We start from the raw sequence: 16,829 nt of genomic DNA on the forward strand, positions 1-16,829 counted from the left end.
GGTGTGTGCCATTGCTGTCTGCTTTCGATGAGCCGCGGGCCGATGGGGGCGTGTGCGGCGACAGCAGCAGACTGATCAGCACGCGCGGCCCGGGTGGTGGGCTCCATGATGACGTGTCGGCAGGATTCCTGGGGGCACTCGGACTCCACCACCACTTCGGAAGAGGAGAGTTCATGCTCGGAATCGTTGCGGCGATCGTGCTGTTCATCGCGTTCTTGATCAATGCCGCGGACCTCTCGACGAACGACGTCTTCACGTCGACCAACGTCATGCTCATAGGGCTGACCCTGCTCGCCCTGCACGTCTCCGGCGTCGGCGGCGGCTGGGCGACCCGCGGCCGCAGGCGCTGACATCTCGGGTGGACGGTTCAGGAGGAACAGCATGACGATCGACACAATCTGGTCGTACGCACCGGGGTTCGGCAGCCCCGAGGCGCTGGACCTCACCGGCTACACCGTCGAGGCGAGCGACGGGACGATGGGGCACGTCGACCGACAGGCCGGCGATTGCGGTATGCGTCACCTGATCGTCGACACCGGTGTGTGGGTGTTCGGAAAGAGTGTTCTGGTACCTGTGGGTGTCGTTGCCGACATCGACACCCAGGCGCGGAAGGTGACAATGGCCCGGACCCGGGAGGAGATGACCTCGGCACCGGTCTTCCGGACCGACCGCGAGACCCTGGACCCCGCATACCTGGACCGGGTCGGCAGCTACTACCGAAGCCTGCCGCCCGGACAGCTCGCCTGATGTCGTCGTCCCCGAGCGGACGACATCGCAGCCCAAGGAGCCCGTGTGACCTACGAGGTCGGCGCGTTGCGCGCCCAGATCCCCGCCCTGCGGACCGGTATCGCGTATTTCGACGGTCCGGGCGGCACCCAGACGCCGGCGCCGGTCGGCGCGGCGATCGCCGACGCGCTCACCCGCCCGCTGTCGAACCGGGGGAGCGTCACGGTGGGAGAGGCGAACGCGGAGGCGCTCGTCGGGGAGTTCCGGCAGACCATGGCCGACCTGTTGGGCGGGGAACCCTCGGGAGTCGTCTTCGGCCGCAGCGCCACCCAACTCACGTACGACTTCTCCCGGGCGCTGGCCAAGGACTGGGCCCCCGGCGACGAGATCGTGGTGAGCCGTCTCGACCACGACGCCAACATCCGCCCCTGGGTCCAGGCCGCGGAGCGGACCGGCGCCCGGGTGCGATGGGCCGACTTCGATCCGGTCACCGGCGAACTCCCGCCCTCGGCCGTGGGCGAACTGCTCACCGAACGCACTCGGCTGGTCGCCGTCACCGCCGCCTCCAACCTGATCGGCACGCTCCCCGACGTCGCGGAGATCGCCCGCCTGGTCCACCGCACGAACGCCCTGCTCTACGTCGACGGCGTGCACTACACGGCGCACGCGTTCGTGGACCTCGCACGGCTCGGCGCCGACTTCTTCGTCTGCTCGCCGTACAAGTTCCTCGGCCCGCACCACGGCGTGCTCGCCGCCGCTCCGGCCCTGCTGGAGACACTGCGTCCCGACAAACTGCTGCCCTCCTCCGACGCGGTCCCGGAGCGTTTCGAGCTCGGGACGCTGCCCTACGAGCTCCTCGCCGGCACCCGCGCCGCCGTCGACCTGCTCGCCGGTCTCGGGACCGGTCCCGCGGACGACCGGCGCGCCCGGCTGCGGTCCGCGTTCGCGTCGATCGAGCGGCACGAGCGAGCGCTGCGGGACCGGATGGAGAACGGCATTGCCGCACTCGCGGGCGTCACGGTCCGCTCCCGGGCGGCCGACCGCACCCCCACCCTGCTCCTGACCTTCGACGACCGCGACACGGACGACGCCTACCGCTTCCTGGCGGCGCGGAGCGTGCACGCGCCCGCGGGAACGTTCTACGCGCTGGAGGCATCGCGCCACCTGGGCCTGGGCGACACCGGGGGCCTGCGCCTCGGACTGTCGCCCTACAACGACGAGGACGACGTGGAACGGCTGCTGGAGGCCCTGGCGGCATTCCTGAAGTCGTGACCCCCTAGGCGGCGGGTCCCCGGGACGCCGTGTTCGCGGGGGTCGACACCCGTACTCCGAGAGGGCGGGCGAGGCCGATCACGCCTTCGTCCAGGCGCTGCAGATGCCGCAGGACCCGGTCGGTCACGCGGTCGTGCCGGGGAAGGCCCGGCCGGTCCGTCTCCAGCATGGACGCGAGGCTGGGCCCGGTCTCGGCCACGCCTTCGGTGTCGTCGTCCTCGACGCGAGCGACCAGGACGTCGATGTTGTGCGCGATGCGCCGGCCGGCCCCCTTGAGCCGGGGATCGGCCGCGACGGTCTTGCTGTACGGCAGCAGATCGGCCGTCGCCGCCAGGGAACGCGCGTGGTACGCGCACGTCTCCAGGAGCGCCACGAGATAGCGCACGGTCTCCCGGCGGGCCCGCAGCGGGGTGATCGGATGGGTCAACGGCTGCGTGGAGGACCGTAGATCGTCCAGAGCCGTGTCGAGATCCCGCGCCTTGTCCAGCAGCTCGATCGCCGGGCCGCCGCTCAGCTGGTCGACCGCCGCACCGGTGACCTCCCCGAGCCGCTTCAGAACCGTGGCCAGCAGCTCGTCGGTACGGCGGTCCGTGTTCACCGGCAGCACCAGGGCGGCCGCGATGACACCGCAGGTGGCGCCGAGCGCCGTCTCCTCGATACGAAGGACGAGCACCCCGGTGCTGTAGGTGTGGAGCAGCGTGTACAGCAGGCCCAGCATCGCCGTGACGAAGAAGGACATCAGGGCGTACGACAGCGGCGCGGTGAAGAACATCGCGAAGATGAACAGCAGCACCAGGGCGAACGCGGTCCAGGTGTGGGAGCCGACCAGACTCGCCAGCAGGGCACCGGCGACGACGCCGAGGACGGTGCCGAGCAGCCGCCGGTACCCCTTGACCAGGATCTCTCCGGTGGACGCCGTGTTCAGGAAGACCACCCAGCAGGTCAGCACGGCCCAGTACCAGCGCTGACTGGAGAGAAACTCCCCACCGATGATGGCCAGGGCCGAACCCACCGACACCTGGACCGCGGTACGGGTCGTCGGCCGCTTCCACCCCGTGCGGTCGTGCGTGTCCTCCTCGTCCTCCTCGGCCCTGGCGATGGCGACGTCCTCGGCGTCCAACTCCTCACGGGAACGGGCCGTCGACGGTGTGTCGTCGGACTCGTCCTGGGGCCCGTCGAGGGCGAGCCGCAGTCCCAGGACGGAACGCCCCGTCTCCCCGATCCCGCGGAAGACGTCCTGGACGGCCGCCGAGGCCCGCGGCAGGTTCTCCTCGTCGCGGTAACCGAGCAGCCGGTTGCGCACCTGGGCCACCCCGGTGCCGCGGTCCTCGGCGACCGGGCGTAGGACGAGCAGGCGCAGCGCTTCGAGATCACGGCGCAGGGTGGCGGTGGTGCCGTCCTGCGCCGTGAGCCGGTCGCTCGCCGCGGGCACGGGCGCGTGCGGCAGATGCAGGGTGAGCGTGTCGGGGCGTTCCGCGCTGCGGGCGGTGAGGATGAGCACCCCGAGCCGTTCGGCGGCGATCTCGGCGTCGGCGATACGCCGCTGCACGAGCGCGGCGGTGGCGCTGTCGCTGGTCCCCTCCGCCAGCCGTCCCTGGATCATCATCGCGCTCTCGTGGAGTCGGGCGGTGTGCCGCCTGACCTCCTCCAGTGCCTTCTCCACCCGGTCCGGGCCGGCGTCCAGCAACTCGATCTGGGCGGAGACCAGTTGTGCCAGACGGGCCCGGAAGGCCGCGCGCAACCGACGCAGCACACGCTCGGGCGTCTCCGGCACGACGACGAAACGCACCAGCGCGCTGCACACGAACGCGACGACCAGGGTCCCGCACAGCCCCGGCAGACCGGAGACGCCGGCCCCGACGAACAGCGACACGAAGTAGACCTGGAACCCGATGAGACCCAGCGCCGTTCCGCGATCACCGAAGCGGCGGCTGTACACGGCGGCGAAGATCAGTGCCAGGAAGAAGAGGTCGCCCGCGACCACGTGGGTGCTGAGCAGTGCCCCCAGCGACATCGCGGCGAGTGCCACGACCAGCCCGAGCGCGAGCGTGACCGCCTGTTTGCGCTGCTGCTTCTCCTTGATGGCGAAGGTCGCGGCCATGGCCGAGATGGAACCGGCCACCAGCTGAGTCTTACCGGCGCCGAGCAGCGCCAGTACGGCGAGCGTGAGCGCGATGGCCCCCGCCGTCCGCAGCCCGGCCATGAGCCGCAGCAGTCCGGGGTCCGATGCCGCGAATCGGTCCCAGATCCTCGTCCGGCCCGGCCGTGTCGCTGTCCTCACGCTGTTGTTCTGCCTCGCTCTCCGCCATGATCAGCGGTTCCAGCATGGCACGTGTCGACGCCCGCGCGTCCTTCCCGGCGTCCGCGGCGACCCCGGGCTCAGTCGGCCTCGCTCAGCGCGGGCGTCAACTGCGCCCAGGGATTGGGCGGTACTCCCGTCACGGGACCGCAGACCGCCGCGCCGCGTTCGCGCGCGGTGCGCACGGCGAGCGGTACGAGCGCCTCGGGCACACCGTAGACGAGATGGCAGAACCGATCGGGCGGGTGCCGGGCGGTCCACGCCGGTCTGCTGAACGCCGACACATAGGTCGTCCAGTGCCCCTCGAAGGTCACCGTCAGGTCGGCGACGCGCGCGTACCCCGGCGCCGGGTGCACCCCGGGGTTGAGCACGACGGTCGTGGCGCCCAGCCGGCGTACGGCCCGCACCAGCCTTCGGCAGGCGGGCAGTTCGGCCGGGTCCGAGGTCACCCGGTCCAGGAAACAGCCGTCGGCCCCGTACCACTCGCTGTGCCGTACGACGTCCTTGGCGACCTCGGCCGTGGAACGCGCGCCGTAGTCGGTGTCCACGTAGCCGAGCAGGCGGGCGCCGGCCGCCCGCAGAGCTCCGGCCGCCGCCGTGAACGCCGGGTCGGGGCCCGGGCCCGGACCGTTCGCGGGATTGATCACCACCGCGTACGTACGGGCCGCGGCCGTGATCAGCCGGTGCCAGGCGCCCGGGTCCTCGGCCGGGTGGACGTACAGCGGAATGAGCAGGCTCACGGCGCCCGGCCGCCTTCCGGCCGGACGGACGTCGCCGCCCAGAGCCCGGCCAGCGACTCCTCCAGGGCGTACGACGGCCGCCAGTCCAGGCTGTCACCGGCGGCGGCGATGTCGGAACACTGCCACGACACCGCCCCCGAGCGCGCCGAGCCGTCGCCGCCGTCCTCCTCGATCCGCCCCAGGAACCCGGCGGTGCGGGCCAGTGTCCGTACGAGCTCGCGCACCGGGACGGCACGTCCGCCCCCGATGTTGAGGACGTGCGGCAGGGGCCCGGGCGACGTGGCCGCGAGCACCGCCGCCCGCGCCACATCTCGTACGTCCACGAAGTCGCGGTATGCCGACAGGTCACCGAGTCGGATCACCGCGTCCGGGTCCGGGCCGGCCGCGCGCAGCAGCCCGGCGATCCGGCCGGGCAGCCCGGTGGGCGGGGCGCCGGGCCCCACCGGGTTGCCCACGCGCAGGACCACCCCGTCGAGACCGGAGGCGGTCACGGCGAGCGTCCCGGCGAGTTTGGTGGCGCCGTAGGGGGTGACGGGACGGGTGGCCGACGCCTCGGTCACCCGGGTGTCAGGGGTGCCGGGGCCGTACTCGGCGGCCGAGCCCAGATGGACGAGGCGCGCCGAGGGCGCCGCCTCCCGCAGCGCCGCGCACAGGACGGCGGGGCCACGGGAGTTGACCTCCGCGAGGGTCACGGCGTCCCCGCCGGTCGAGCCCGCGCAGTTGATCACGGCATCGGGCGCCGCCGACGCCAGGGTCTTCGCCAGCCCGTCCGTACGGGCGGTGGCCAGGTCGATGTCCAGCTCCGCGCCGGACGAGCGACCGCCACCGAACACCCGGACGCCCGGCAGGGCGCGCAGGTGCTCGACGACGTGACCGCCCAGATAGCCGGTGAAGCCGAGGACGAGAATGCGCATGCGGTGGTCAGGCTCCCTTCAGCAGCATCGACTTGCGGGTGGTGAACTCGGCGTTGGCCCGGTCGTAGTCGTCGGGGCGGCCGATGTCGAGCCAGTACCCGTCGAAGTCGTAGGCGTGCGGGGGGTTGTGTGCTGTGAGCAGATCGAGCACCAACTCGTCGAAGCCCAGCGGCAGCCCGGGCGTGTAGTCGTCGAGGGTCGACCTGGACAGCCCGTAGACGCCCATGGAGACGCGGTAGTCCATGCTCGGTTTCTCGGTGAACGCGACGACCTTGCTCTGGTCGGTGGTCAGCACGCCGAAGTCTATGTGCACCTTGCGCGCGTAGGTCGCGATCGTCAGCGGGGCGGCCGAGTCCCGGTGCCGCTTCAGGACGTCGGCGTAGTCGAGGTCGGTCAGGACGTCTCCGTTCATCACGAGGAACGACTCGGGCAGCCGCTCGCGCATGGTGAGCAGCGGCCCCATGGTGCCCAAGGGGCTCTCCTCGGTGGCGTAGTCGACGGCCATGCCCCACTGGGAGCCGTCGCCGACGTAGGCGCGGATGATCTCGCCGAGGTGGCCGATGGCGAGCGTGCAGTGGGTGAAGCCCGCGGTGGCGAGCTGGCGCAGCACGATCTCCAGGATGGCGTGCTGGTCGCCGATGGGCACGAGCGGCTTGGGCAGCGCGGTGGTGTAGGGCCGCAGCCGGACGCCCTTGCCTCCCGCCAGGATCACTGCGTGCATAGGGGCTCCTCCTTCGTGGACGTGCCGGACGGGGTCAGATGTTGTAGACGCCGGTCTTGTACCGGGCGAGGTTGGCCGGGTCGCGGAAGAACTCCACGGTGTGCGCGAGCCCCTGCTCCAGGTCGTGGCCGGGACTCCAGCCGGTCGCCCCGCCGAGCCGGGTCGCGTCCGCGACCAGCCGCATGACCTCGGAGTTCGCGGGCCGGATGCGCTGTGCGTCCTCACATACGTCGATGGCCGTGTCCATCACCTTGCCGATCAGCGTGACCAGGTCACCGACGGAGATCTCGCTCCCGGTTCCGGCGTTGAAGGTGCGGCCGACCACCCGCTCGGCGGGCGCGGTGCCCACCGCGAGGAACGCCTGTGCGGTGTCCTTGACGTAGGTGAAGTCGCGGGTGGGCCTCAGATCGCCGAGGGTGATGGTGTGCGCGCCGGCCGCCACCTGCCCGATGACGCTCGGGATCACCGCGCGCATCGACTGGCGCGGCCCGAAGGTGTTGAACGGGCGCAGGGTCACCACCGGGGTGTCGAAGCTCGCGTGGTAGCTGTCGGCGAGCCGGTCCCCGCCCGCCTTCGAAGCGGCGTACGGGGACTGGGTGTTGATCGGGTGGTCCTCGGTGATCGGCACGGTCTGCGCCGTGCCGTAGGTCTCGCTCGTGGAGGTGTGCACCAGCCGGGGTGTGCCGAGGGCGCGCACCGCCTCCAGCACGTTGAGCGTTCCGGTGACATTGGTGTCCACGTAGCTGTGCGGTGCCTGGTACGAGTACGGGATCGCGATGAGGGCGGCCAAGTGGTAGGCGCAGTCGGCGCCTTCGAGGAGGCCCCGGACCGAGCCGGGGTCCCGGACGTCGCCGAGGACGATCTCCACCTGGTCGAGGACGTCGGTGGGCAGGGTCTCCAGCCAGCCGTAGGAGGCGAAGGAGTTGTACTGCGCCATGGCCCTCACGCGGTGTCCGGAGGCGACCAGCGCCTCGGTGAGGTGTGAGCCGATGAAACCCTCGGCTCCGGTGACGGCGGCGAGCGGTGCGGAGGTCAACGCGTGGTCCTTCCGGTCGGTTGCGCGTGTGATGTCCGTGCGTCGGGCGCGGCCCGGGGGCCGTTGTCGTGCGGTGGTGGTCCGGAGGTCAGGCATGCGGCGCGGGCCGCCCGAGCAGCCGTAGCGCGCACGCCGCGAGACACAGCGCGGCGGCGCCGCAGCACAGCGACAGCACCTCCGTGCCCGGTGGGAGATGGAACAGGGTGATCGCCGCGGCCCCGCCCGCGGCAGCGAGGCACACCCCGGCGGGCGTCCAGGCCACCCCGAACGCCTGGAGCAGCAGCGCGGTCCACAGGGTCGCCGCGAGCAGCAGCAGCGGGGTCGGCTCGGCATCGGTGAGCAGGGCCGCGGGCAGCAACGGCAGCAGGTAGGCGAACAGGCAGAGGGCGAGCACGCCGGCCGAACGCAGCAGGAACCCGGCCGGGGTGGCCGTCGCCCGCAGCGCCGCCACCGACAGGCCCCGGTAGCGGTACAGCAGCCACTCGGCCGGCCCCATGCTCACGGTCAGCACGATCACGGCGTACGGCTCCTGGCGGCCCTCCAGCAGCACCAGCGCCCCGGCGGCCAGACCGAACAGGCCGTACGGCAGCGACCGCAGCAGCCGGGGTCGGGTGCCGCCCGGGACGGGTACGGCCGCGAGGGTGCTCCGCAGGGCCCAGCCGGCCGCGGCGACCGTACCGAGCAGCGCCAACAGGGGCAGTCCGGCCCGCAGCGCGGTGCCCGGCTCCCACCACGGCAGCACCGCCGCGCCGGCGATCAACGGGGTGAGCGCGGCCAGCAGCAGCCGTTCCCGGCCCAGCACCAGCAGCACGCCGGCCGCCGCGAGGTACGCCGACTGCGCGGCCGCGACCAGGGCCGCCGGACCGGGTCCGGCGACCAACGCCCCGGCGGCCGTGGCCACCACGGCGCCCAGGGGCGCGCCCTTGAGGAGCGTGCGGCCGGCCTCCCGCCGCCCCGTGGTCATCCGCAGATAGGCCCGGTGCCCCAGCGCCTGGCCCCAGGCCCAGGAGACCAGCCCGGCCACGATGAGGACATGGGTGTGCCGATCGGCCTGCCACAGTCGCCCCGTGAGCAGGTAGGCCAGTCCCGGCAGCGCGAACAGCGCCCCGCGTAACGCGCACCGCACATGGTCAGGGCGCCATGGGTCGGCCGGCTTCGCGGGCTCGGGGAAGGTGCGCGGCACCCGTTCGAACAGGGTGGCGGCGAGCGAGAAGAGATGGGGGTGCCCGTAGCGCTCCTGGATGACCTCGGCGGTCAGTCCCTCCGACTCCAGCAGCGCCGCCACCTCGTACGGATGGACGGCGGGCCCGATGCGGTCGGCCAGCTCCGCGGCGAGCCGGTCGACCGCGTCCCGGTCCGGGCCGTGGTCCGGCAGGCGCAGGGCGAGCGTGCGGTCGTCGGCGAGCCGGAGGGCCAGCGTGTCCTGCTGCGGCCCGCCGGGTTGGAGCTCCATCGGCCCGCTCATCCGGCCAGGCTCCCCGACTGCGCGCCCGCCGCAGCGAGTTCCGCGTCGGCCGTGGCACGGTCGGCCGTCCACGGCTCGCGTGGTGTGATCCGGCCGAGCGCCGACAGCTCCAGGTAGATCGAGCGGAAGGTGTCGACGGTCTGGCGCAGGGTGAACTGCTCGATCACCCGCAGCCGCGCCGCCTCGCCCATCGCACGGCGGCGGTCGGGATCACCCAGCAGCTCCAGCGCCGCCGCGGCCATCGCGGCGGGATCGCGCGGCGGTACGACGAGACCCGTGTCGCCGACGGCCTCCCGTACCCCGCCCACGTCCGTGGAGACGGTCGCCCGTCCGCAGGACATGGCCTCGATCAGGGTGAAGGGGAAGCCCTCGCTGATGCTGGAGAGCATCACGACGTTGCCTGCGGCGTAGGCGTCCTTGATGTCGTCGACGCGACCCTCGAACGTGACCGCGTCCGCGTGGCCGAGTTCGGCGGCCAGCGCCTCGCACCGCTCCCGGTATGCCTCGCCGCCCCGCGGTGTGCCGCCGAACAACCGCAGCCGCAGCGTGGGGAGTTGGGCCTGGGCGAGGGCGAAGGCGCGGATGAGGGTCTCCAGGTCCTTGATCGGGTCGACGCGGCCGGCCCAGCTGAGGGTGGGCTCGGTCGGCTCGGGGCCGGCCGGCGGGAACGCGGCGGGGTCCACGCCGTTGTAGACGGTGCGGATCGACGCGGGGTCGGCGCCGCCCTGTTCCTCCCACAGCCGGTTGTAGCGGTTGCCCGGCGTGATCAGGGCGGCCCGCCGGTAGGTCTCCTCGGCCAGCAGCCGGAAGAAGCCCAGCACGACGGCCTTCACCGGCCAGCGGTAGGGGGCGGTGCGGTAGCCGAGATAGCGCTCGCGCAGATAGACGCCGTGTTCGGTCAGCAGCAGGGGTACGCCGTGCCGCTCCAGCGCGGCCAGGCCCGGCAGTGCGGCGACACCGCCGCTGACCGCGTGGGCCACTCCGTCCTCCGGCAGCGGTGCGGCCAGCGGTCGCAGCGCGTGTTCCAGCAGGGCGGTGGCGGTGAGCGCGTCGTGCAGGGTCGGCCGTGCCTCGCGCACGGCCAGTCCGGGCCGGTTCCAGACAGCGGTCAGGATGCCGATCGCCCGGTCCCCGCGCAGGAAGGGACTCAGCATGCCGTCCGCCGCGGCCCGCGCCATCTCGTACAGGGCGCTGCCGAACCTGTCCTCCGCGCAGGGATCGAGCAGGGCGGTGAGGAACTGCTCGTACGCGGTGGCGAGTTGATTGCGCCGACGCCCGCGGGGTGGCCGGCCTTCGGGTGCGGGCCCCCACATGGGGACCGCGACGACGCGCGAGACGTGCGGGGGGATGTCCCACACGATCGGTTCGCGTCCCGTACCGGTCACGGCGACGACGTCGAAGTCCATGTCGGGCATGCCGCCGACGAGCTGGTCGCACCAGACGCTGACGCCGCCGTGACTGTGCGGATAGGTACCTTCGGTGAGCAGTGTGACGCGCGTTGATTTGGGGCGTCGCGCGCCGTGGGGAACGTGCATCGATGTGCTCCACGGCCGAGTTGTGGGGTGGTCGTGCTGGTCCCGGCCACCGGTGGTGCGGCCCGGACCGGCTGTCGGTGCGCCGTTCAGTTGTCCGGGGTGTAGGGCACTTGCCGGGTCGCACCGGCCGGTACCCGGGTGCGCGGAGCGGTCCGGGTCGCCGCCGCCTTCCGCGACACGTCGACGGTCGCGCACAGCGACGGGGTGGTCGACGGCAGGGCGAACGCGAGCGGTGCGCCCGTCGACGCGGTCCAACCGGACACCTCACCGGCGTACGCGGAACCGAAGCCGGTGCTGCCGTCGGTGGTGCCCGTGGGCATGGTGGCCGTCACCGCGACGCCGCCGGGAGCCTGGACGGTCACCGTGTCGCCGATGCGGTAGGCGGTGACCTGACCGGCGGAGACCGCGGTCTTCCAGGCGGCGCGCCGCTGCAACTCGGTGCCGATGTCCTTCATCCGCAGGTTCACCACCGGGGTGTTGTCCGCGAACAGGGCGTCGTACCCGTCCAGCACACCGTCGAGGACCGGGTACGCGATGCGGTCCTCGGCCAGGTTCGACTGGTGGATGAAATGCGGCTTGGGGTCGTTGGAGAGAACGTGTCCGAGGTCGATCCTCGTCTCCAGCGGCACGATGTAGTCGGCGTAGCCCGTGCTGGTGTCCAGCGGCGCCGGCAGGCAGGTGGAGGTGTCGGGGTGGTCCTCGCAGATGCCGCTGCCGCCCTGGGCGCGGCTGGTGTAGATCCAGTTGTACTCGTCGACCTGCTCGGCCGCGCGGCCCGCGTTGTAGAAGACGTTCATCGGGTAGCGGGGGACGGTCGTGGCGGGACCGACCTGACGCTGGTCGGGCTCGCGGGAGTTGTCCGAGCCGAGCCAGGCCACGCCGTTGTCGGTGAGCGCGGGCGCCAGGTTGGGATTGTCGTCGGGCTGCTGCGGCAGCACCTTGAGCCCCGAGTGCTCTCCGGTGATCAACTCGCTGGTGTCCAGGGGCAGTCCGGCCGCCTGCCCCCAGGCGCGGTTGGTGGCGATCTCGTCGGAGATGGCGTTGCGGCTGACCCACTTGGTGCTGCCGTCGGCGTTGGTGGCGCACTTCCAGGGCACCACGGTGGTGTCCTGCTCGCAGCCGAGGAAGGCGTGCGTGTAGGTGTGGTTGATCCAGCGGAACTTGTCGCGGTCGGCGATCAGTTTGTCGGCCAGCAGGTCGACCCCGTTGTTGTCCGTACGCTGGTCCACGCTGCCGGCGCCGTTGAAGGCCAGGTCGAGGGTGAAGTTCCGGCTGCTCTCCCAGGCGGCGGCCTGGTCGACGTCCGCCGGGGTCATGCGGATCGGGTTGGTCACGCCCTCGCCCTGAGGGCAGTCGATGTCGCCGGGCGTGCAGTTGAGCTGGGTGTCCCAGCGGTCGTCGGCGGCGAAGACGTCGTCGACGTGCACGGCGAAGTAGTTGCGCGAGGCGCCGAGGTGCACGCCCCCGGTCATCCACTCCACGATGCCGCGGGCCAGCAGCCGGAACTGCTGCTGGTACTGGTTGTAGACGAACGTGACGACGAGCTCGCGCCGCCCGTCGTGCCGGTACTCGCCCACCAGGGAACCCCGCGTCGACTGCCCCGGTATCGGCGCGTCGACGTACGGGGTGAAGTCGGCCCCGGCGGCGGGCGTCGACAGATAGGCGTAACTCTCGCCCACCGTGGGGGAGTTGTCCTCGAACGGCACGGTGCCGTCCAGATAGCCGAAGGGCCCCGCCTTGCCGGCCGCCGTGACCTGGGCCCGCACGCCGTCGACGCTGCCTGAGTAGCCGCCGCTGACGGGGTACTGGAGCCCGGCCTCCGGACGCGCGTAGGTGTACGCGTCCACCTGGGGGATCGCGTACGTCTGCTCGTACGCGGCCAGCGCCGCCATCTCGGCGGAGCCCGCCGGGAACGGGTTGTCGTTGGGCAGGACGACGGCCTGGAACTTGGCGCGCGGACGACCGTCCACCGTGTCCGCCAGGAAGCCGGCGTCGATCACGGACCTTCCGGACTGCTGGAGGTCGACCTCGGTGTAGGGCGTGCCCGCGGCGTCCAGTTCGGCGGCGATGGCATCGGTCGAGGGGCCGCCGTCGCTCACGACCAGTACCCGCAGATCGATCCGGGGTGCGGTGTCCTCGGCGTGGGCCGTGCCGGCCGGCAGGCCGAGCGAGGCGATAAGCGCGCCCACTATGAGCACGGTTCTGCGTATGGTCCGCCTGGTCCGCTGCATGCGGCGAAGTCCCCTCCCCGGGCAGGGGTGGGTACAGCTCCTTCGGAGCGGACGCACCCCCTTGCGCGACGCCGTCGCCCCCCTCAGGTGCCGGTCGCCGACGCATCCGTCGCGTCACATAGTGGTGTCTGTGTGTAGCTTTCGTGGTCATGTTGCGAAACGTGACGGAAAAGCGCAGGCGTCTAATCGGTCATCAAGGTGTCCGGAACGCCGGTCCGTCGGTCGCCGCGGACTGTGGGGCGAGACTGCCCCATGGGCCCCGCGGACTGGTCGTGACCTGAGCCGGAGCGAATGCGGAGCGAGGGAGTCCGCCGCGTTGGGGCATGACCGGTCCAGGCAATGTGAACATCGTGTGTCCGGGCCGGAATTGATTCATCCGGACCCCGGAACGCCGGTGGCGGCCGACCCGCGCTCAGCGCGAACCGTCCGCCACCGGGGGCCTGTCGACCCCGTGGATGCCCCGTACCGGGGCCCGATCCGACGTGGTCACCGGCCTGCCGTCAGGAGCAGAGCACGCGGGTCTCGGGCGTGTAGACCGGACCGCCGTTGGAGTTGGCGCTGTCGCTGAACTCGGCGTAGAAGTACGAGTAGAAGCCGATGTTGCCGTTGCAGCCGGAGTCGGCGGCGATCTGCAGTGTCAGTGTGACGGTCCGGCTCTGACCGGGCGGGATGGTCGCGCCGTAGTTGGCGCCGAGGTTGGCGGGCCCGGTACCGGAACAGGGGGTGCTGCCGGCCGCCGTGGCCAGGCTGCAACCGCTGAAGCTGTACTTCAGGTCGGGGCGCTGTGTGGTCAGCCACGTGGGGTCGATCGTCTGGTAGATGAACCAGACGTCGTAGGTCCTGTTGTTGGTGATCGTCATCGACAGGTTCACCGTGCCGCCCGGGTGGGTGGTGGCGCTGTCGGTCGTGAACGTCAGGTCGGCCGGAGCCGGGTCGGCCGCGCTCGCGCTGGGGGCCAGACCGAACACGGCGAGGACAAGGGCGAAGACGGCGGCGAGACCGAGGCGTCTCATCAGAGTGGATCGCATGGCCCGGGAGGCTAGGCAAACCGCGAGCGCACCGTCTGCCCCAACCGGCCCGCCGGAAGGGGCGGTCGGCCGGAAGTGTACGTCTCGTGAAGGTGATGTGACCGGCCCATCACACCGCGCGATCACCCGCATCCGCCCATGACACCGAAGGTGTGGCCGGCCGGTCCGGGCGACCTTTCGCCACCGTGCGGTTTCACAGGGTGACGGAGCGCTATTGGCCAGTACCGTCCGGGCCGGGGAGCGCGGAACCGTTCCTCCCGCTCGTGAGGCGGAGACGTTCTCGGCCAACCCGTGAATTTCCGGCCCGGGGGCTGACCACGTCGAGCGTACGGCGGCCATGGCGCAGCAGAGCGTCACCGGCCGGCGTGGGAGAGATGTCTGCCCAAGCGGCGGACTCCGCGCTGGCGCGGGAGCATGGGGGTGACGTGTGCTCCTCGGTCGGTGCCCGTGGGAGAAAGCGGGAGAGGAGCGGGAGGAGCGGGAGAGGAGGAGGGGCGAGCCGGTGGCGTTGGTGTTCTCCGTCGTCTTCGCGGTGCTGGCCGCGGTCAGCAACGCGACCGCCACTGTCCTCCAGCGCCGCGCGGCACAGGACGTGCCGCTGTCCAAGGGCCTGCACGCCAGGCTGCTCATCGAGCTGCTGCACCGGCCGGTGTGGCTGGGCGGGATGGCCGCGGTCATGGCGGCGGCGTGCTTCCAGGCGCTGGCGCTGGTCAACGGAGCGCTGTCCGTCGTACAGCCGATCTTCGTCCTGGAACTGCCGTTCGCGCTGCTCATCGGCGGTCTGGTGCTACGGCGTCGGGTGACCCGGCGCGGGTGGATCGCCGTGGTGTGCATCGCCGTCGGGCTGGGTACCGGGCTGGCCGCGGCCGCCCCCTCGGTCGGGATCGACCGGCCCACCACCGGCGGGTGGATGCTGGCCATCGTGTGCTGCGTCGGCGTCATCGTGGCTGCCGTCGGTGTCGCGCTGCGGCGCCCCGCAGGACGCGCACGCGCGGCCTGCTTCGGCGCCGCGGCGGCCATCGGCTACGCACTCACCGCGGCCCTGATCAAGGACGCCACGCACGCCTGGGAGACGGGCGGCGTCACCGGGTTCTTCCTGGCCTGGCAGACCTACGCCTTCGCCGCCACCGGAGTGTGCGCGCTGTTCCTCCTGCAGAACGCCGTGCAGTCCGGCCCCCTCGTCGCTTCCCAGCCCGCGCTGACCCTCGGTGACGCCCTGGTCAGCCTCGTCCTGGGCGTCACCTTGTACGCGGAGCGGGTACGCACCGGCTGGTGGCTGATCCCCGAGACCGTCGGGGCCGCCCTGATCCTGTACGGAGCGATCCAGCTGGCCCGGATCCCGCTCACCCAGGTGCTCATCACGCAGCCGGCCGCGCCGGACCGCACCAGGGCATGAACCGGGGGAATCGACGGCCCGGCGGGGTTCAGGCCTGGAACTCGGTGAGATCGATGGCGTGAACACGCAGCGGATAGCCGTACACCGGGTGCGTCGTCTCGCGCTCCGGCGTCATACCGAGCTTGCGGATGACGTTCTCGGAGGCGTCGTCCCCCGCTCGGGTGATGCTGATGACACGGTCGAGGCCACGGTCCTGGAGTGCGAACTCCAACGTGGCCTGGGCGGCTTCGGAGGCGTACCCCTGACCCCAGAACGGTGAGCCGAGCCGCCAGCTGATGGCGACGGCGGGCAGTACCTCCGGCAGGAACTCGGGCACGGACAGGCCCACGAAGCCGGCCAGCTCGCCGGAGGCCAGCAGTTCGACGGCGAAGAGGCCGAATCCCTCCTCGTCCCATTCCTCCTCCCACTGTTCGATGGCCTCTGCCGTGTGGTCCAGGTCGCGGACGGAGCCGTCGTCGATCCAGTGCATGACCCGGGAGTCGGCATTGATGTCGGCCATCGGCACGAGGTCGTCGTCGGACCAGCGGCGAAGGAGGAGGCGGGGCGTGTGGATCTCGGTCATGGTGCCCATCCTGCCCGACGGGCGGCCTCGGGCCGACGGCGGCAGCGCCAACACCGTGCTGTCGGTGTTCGGCAGGGCCCTCAACGACCGGTGGGACGGGACAAGAGGTCGGTGACCAGTTCGTGGACCGCTTCCCGGGCTGTGGCGTGCAGTGCGCCGACGCTCGTGCGACGCAGGTCGTCGAGGACCTGTGCGTGGTCGGGGTCGGAACCGGCGTCGTACTCGGTACTCTCCGTGAGTACGTCGTACCCGTCGCGGACGGCGACGCGCAGGCGCGTTCCTCCGGCGCCGGCGGTGTGCAGAGCGGCGGCGACGACGAGCGGTGGCGGACCGCCCGCTTCGCCGGGCAGCTTGCGGTAGGAGCTGGTGATCGGATCGCGCCAGCGCAGGCCGAGCATCAGGTGGCCCTTGGCCAGTACCTCGGTCAGGTCGGTCTCGTAGACGCTGTCCGGATCCAGGACCACCGCGCGCGCCTCCAGTACGAGTGCGGCGGGCAGCAGACAGCGCAGGGTGCTCCCGACGATGTTGCCGCCGACGGTGGCCGTGCGGCGCACGGCTCCGGTCCCCACGGTGGCGGCCGCCCGGCGTAGGGCTTCGGGCACACGGTCGTCGATCCGGTTCAGTATCACGGCCCCGCCCAGCGTCTCGCGGCCGATCGTGTTGGCTTCCGGCAGGTCGCGCAGCGACATGGCCTGCTCGGGGAAGCCGTCCCGCTGCCAGGTGGCCCATATCAGGGTCGCCCCGCCTATGGGCACCGCCCCCTCGGCCATGCACTCCTGTGCTTCGGAAACGGACGTGGGCAGACGCAAGAGCACGGCAGCCGACCTGCTTTCTGGAAAATGAGCCGCTGAGTACGCACTGGAGTACGCACTGCCTCAGCCATATGACCGTCGACATGGCGCAT

Annotated in this window: 15 protein-coding genes; 4 read left to right on the top strand and 11 right to left on the bottom strand. The window is 71.7% G+C overall.

Going from position 1 to position 16,829, the window contains the following annotated elements; all coding sequences use genetic code 11:
* The first annotated feature begins 173 nt into the window (after positions 1–173).
* From AQJ27_RS57430 to AQJ27_RS28590, 3 genes are read left to right on the top strand one after another with little or no spacing between them, the layout of a single operon-like run.
* Positions 174–350: a hypothetical protein gene (locus tag AQJ27_RS57430; protein WP_096240217.1), complete on the top strand. Its 177-nt coding sequence runs from the start codon at positions 174–176 to the stop codon at positions 348–350.
* 31 nt (positions 351–381) lie between these two features.
* Positions 382–747 (top strand): hypothetical protein, encoded by a 366-nt coding sequence (locus AQJ27_RS28585; protein ID WP_067374860.1) that lies wholly within the window; start codon positions 382–384, stop codon positions 745–747.
* A gap of 45 nt (positions 748–792) precedes the next feature.
* A complete protein-coding gene (locus tag AQJ27_RS28590) occupies positions 793–1,998 on the top strand; it encodes a cysteine desulfurase-like protein (protein WP_067374862.1) in 1,206 nt (401 codons plus the stop codon).
* Positions 1,999–2,002: 4 nt separating this feature from the next.
* Here the strand turns inward: AQJ27_RS28590 and AQJ27_RS28595 are convergent, their stop codons facing one another.
* From AQJ27_RS28595 to AQJ27_RS28635, 9 genes are all read right to left on the bottom strand, one after another.
* Positions 2,003–4,279: an FUSC family protein gene (locus AQJ27_RS28595; protein ID WP_067374864.1), complete on the bottom strand. Its 2,277-nt coding sequence runs from the start codon at positions 4,277–4,279 to the stop codon at positions 2,003–2,005.
* Between the two features lie 98 nt (positions 4,280–4,377).
* Positions 4,378–5,037 carry a spherulation-specific family 4 protein gene (locus tag AQJ27_RS28600; RefSeq protein ID WP_067374866.1) on the bottom strand — a complete coding sequence of 220 codons (660 nt, stop codon included), beginning with the start codon at positions 5,035–5,037 and terminating at the stop codon, positions 4,378–4,380.
* Complete coding sequence (locus tag AQJ27_RS28605; protein WP_067374868.1) at positions 5,034–5,951, bottom strand: NAD-dependent epimerase/dehydratase family protein; 918 nt, start codon at positions 5,949–5,951, stop codon at positions 5,034–5,036. The genes AQJ27_RS28600 and AQJ27_RS28605 overlap by 4 nt, the downstream gene beginning before the upstream one ends.
* A 7-nt stretch (positions 5,952–5,958) precedes the next feature.
* Positions 5,959–6,672, bottom strand: coding sequence for a nucleotidyltransferase family protein (locus AQJ27_RS28610; protein ID WP_067374870.1), 714 nt, complete (start codon positions 6,670–6,672; stop codon positions 5,959–5,961).
* A 34-nt stretch (positions 6,673–6,706) separates the two neighbouring features.
* Complete coding sequence (locus tag AQJ27_RS28615) at positions 6,707–7,708, bottom strand: GDP-mannose 4,6-dehydratase (RefSeq protein ID WP_067374872.1); 1,002 nt, start codon at positions 7,706–7,708, stop codon at positions 6,707–6,709.
* Positions 7,709–7,796: 88 nt separating this feature from the next.
* Entirely contained in the window at positions 7,797–9,173 is a 1,377-nt protein-coding gene (locus tag AQJ27_RS28620) for a hypothetical protein (RefSeq protein WP_067374874.1), read from the bottom strand.
* On the bottom strand, positions 9,170–10,708 hold the full coding sequence (gene pelF / locus AQJ27_RS28625) for a GT4 family glycosyltransferase PelF (protein WP_067374876.1): 1,539 nt from the start codon (positions 10,706–10,708) through the stop codon (positions 9,170–9,172). The genes AQJ27_RS28620 and pelF overlap by 4 nt, the downstream gene beginning before the upstream one ends.
* Before the next feature lie 86 nt (positions 10,709–10,794).
* Positions 10,795–12,939 (bottom strand): hypothetical protein, encoded by a 2,145-nt coding sequence (locus AQJ27_RS28630; RefSeq protein ID WP_067374878.1) that lies wholly within the window; start codon positions 12,937–12,939, stop codon positions 10,795–10,797.
* Positions 12,940–13,439: 500 nt separating this feature from the next.
* A complete protein-coding gene (locus AQJ27_RS28635) occupies positions 13,440–13,967 on the bottom strand; it encodes a hypothetical protein (protein WP_067374880.1) in 528 nt (175 codons plus the stop codon).
* A gap of 502 nt (positions 13,968–14,469) precedes the next feature.
* Between AQJ27_RS28635 and AQJ27_RS28640 the strand changes: the two genes are divergently transcribed.
* Positions 14,470–15,363: a DMT family transporter gene (locus AQJ27_RS28640; RefSeq protein WP_067374882.1), complete on the top strand. Its 894-nt coding sequence runs from the start codon at positions 14,470–14,472 to the stop codon at positions 15,361–15,363.
* Between the two features lie 28 nt (positions 15,364–15,391).
* Here AQJ27_RS28640 and AQJ27_RS28645 read toward each other — a convergent pair whose 3' ends face one another.
* Positions 15,392–15,925: a GNAT family N-acetyltransferase gene (locus tag AQJ27_RS28645; protein WP_067374884.1), complete on the bottom strand. Its 534-nt coding sequence runs from the start codon at positions 15,923–15,925 to the stop codon at positions 15,392–15,394.
* An 80-nt stretch (positions 15,926–16,005) separates the two neighbouring features.
* Positions 16,006–16,740, bottom strand: coding sequence for an FAD binding domain-containing protein (locus tag AQJ27_RS28650; protein ID WP_067374886.1), 735 nt, complete (start codon positions 16,738–16,740; stop codon positions 16,006–16,008).
* Positions 16,741–16,829 lie beyond the last annotated feature (89 nt).

It is taken from the genome of Streptomyces olivochromogenes (assembly GCF_001514115.1).
Taxonomy (GTDB): Bacteria; Actinomycetota; Actinomycetes; order Streptomycetales; family Streptomycetaceae; genus Streptomyces; species Streptomyces olivochromogenes.

Coding starts and splice junctions, on each gene's coding strand:
- pelF (WP_067374876.1), bottom strand. CDS start 10,708: ATGCACGTTCCCCACGGCGCGCGACGCCCCAAATCAACGCGCGTCACA.
- AQJ27_RS28605 (WP_067374868.1), bottom strand. CDS start 5,951: ATGCGCATTCTCGTCCTCGGCTTCACCGGCTATCTGGGCGGTCACGTC.
- AQJ27_RS57430 (WP_096240217.1), top strand. CDS start 174: ATGCTCGGAATCGTTGCGGCGATCGTGCTGTTCATCGCGTTCTTGATC.
- AQJ27_RS28610 (WP_067374870.1), bottom strand. CDS start 6,672: ATGCACGCAGTGATCCTGGCGGGAGGCAAGGGCGTCCGGCTGCGGCCC.
- AQJ27_RS28635 (WP_067374880.1), bottom strand. CDS start 13,967: ATGCGATCCACTCTGATGAGACGCCTCGGTCTCGCCGCCGTCTTCGCC.
- AQJ27_RS28645 (WP_067374884.1), bottom strand. CDS start 15,925: ATGACCGAGATCCACACGCCCCGCCTCCTCCTTCGCCGCTGGTCCGAC.
- AQJ27_RS28585 (WP_067374860.1), top strand. CDS start 382: ATGACGATCGACACAATCTGGTCGTACGCACCGGGGTTCGGCAGCCCC.
- AQJ27_RS28630 (WP_067374878.1), bottom strand. CDS start 12,939: ATGCAGCGGACCAGGCGGACCATACGCAGAACCGTGCTCATAGTGGGC.
- AQJ27_RS28620 (WP_067374874.1), bottom strand. CDS start 9,173: ATGAGCGGGCCGATGGAGCTCCAACCCGGCGGGCCGCAGCAGGACACG.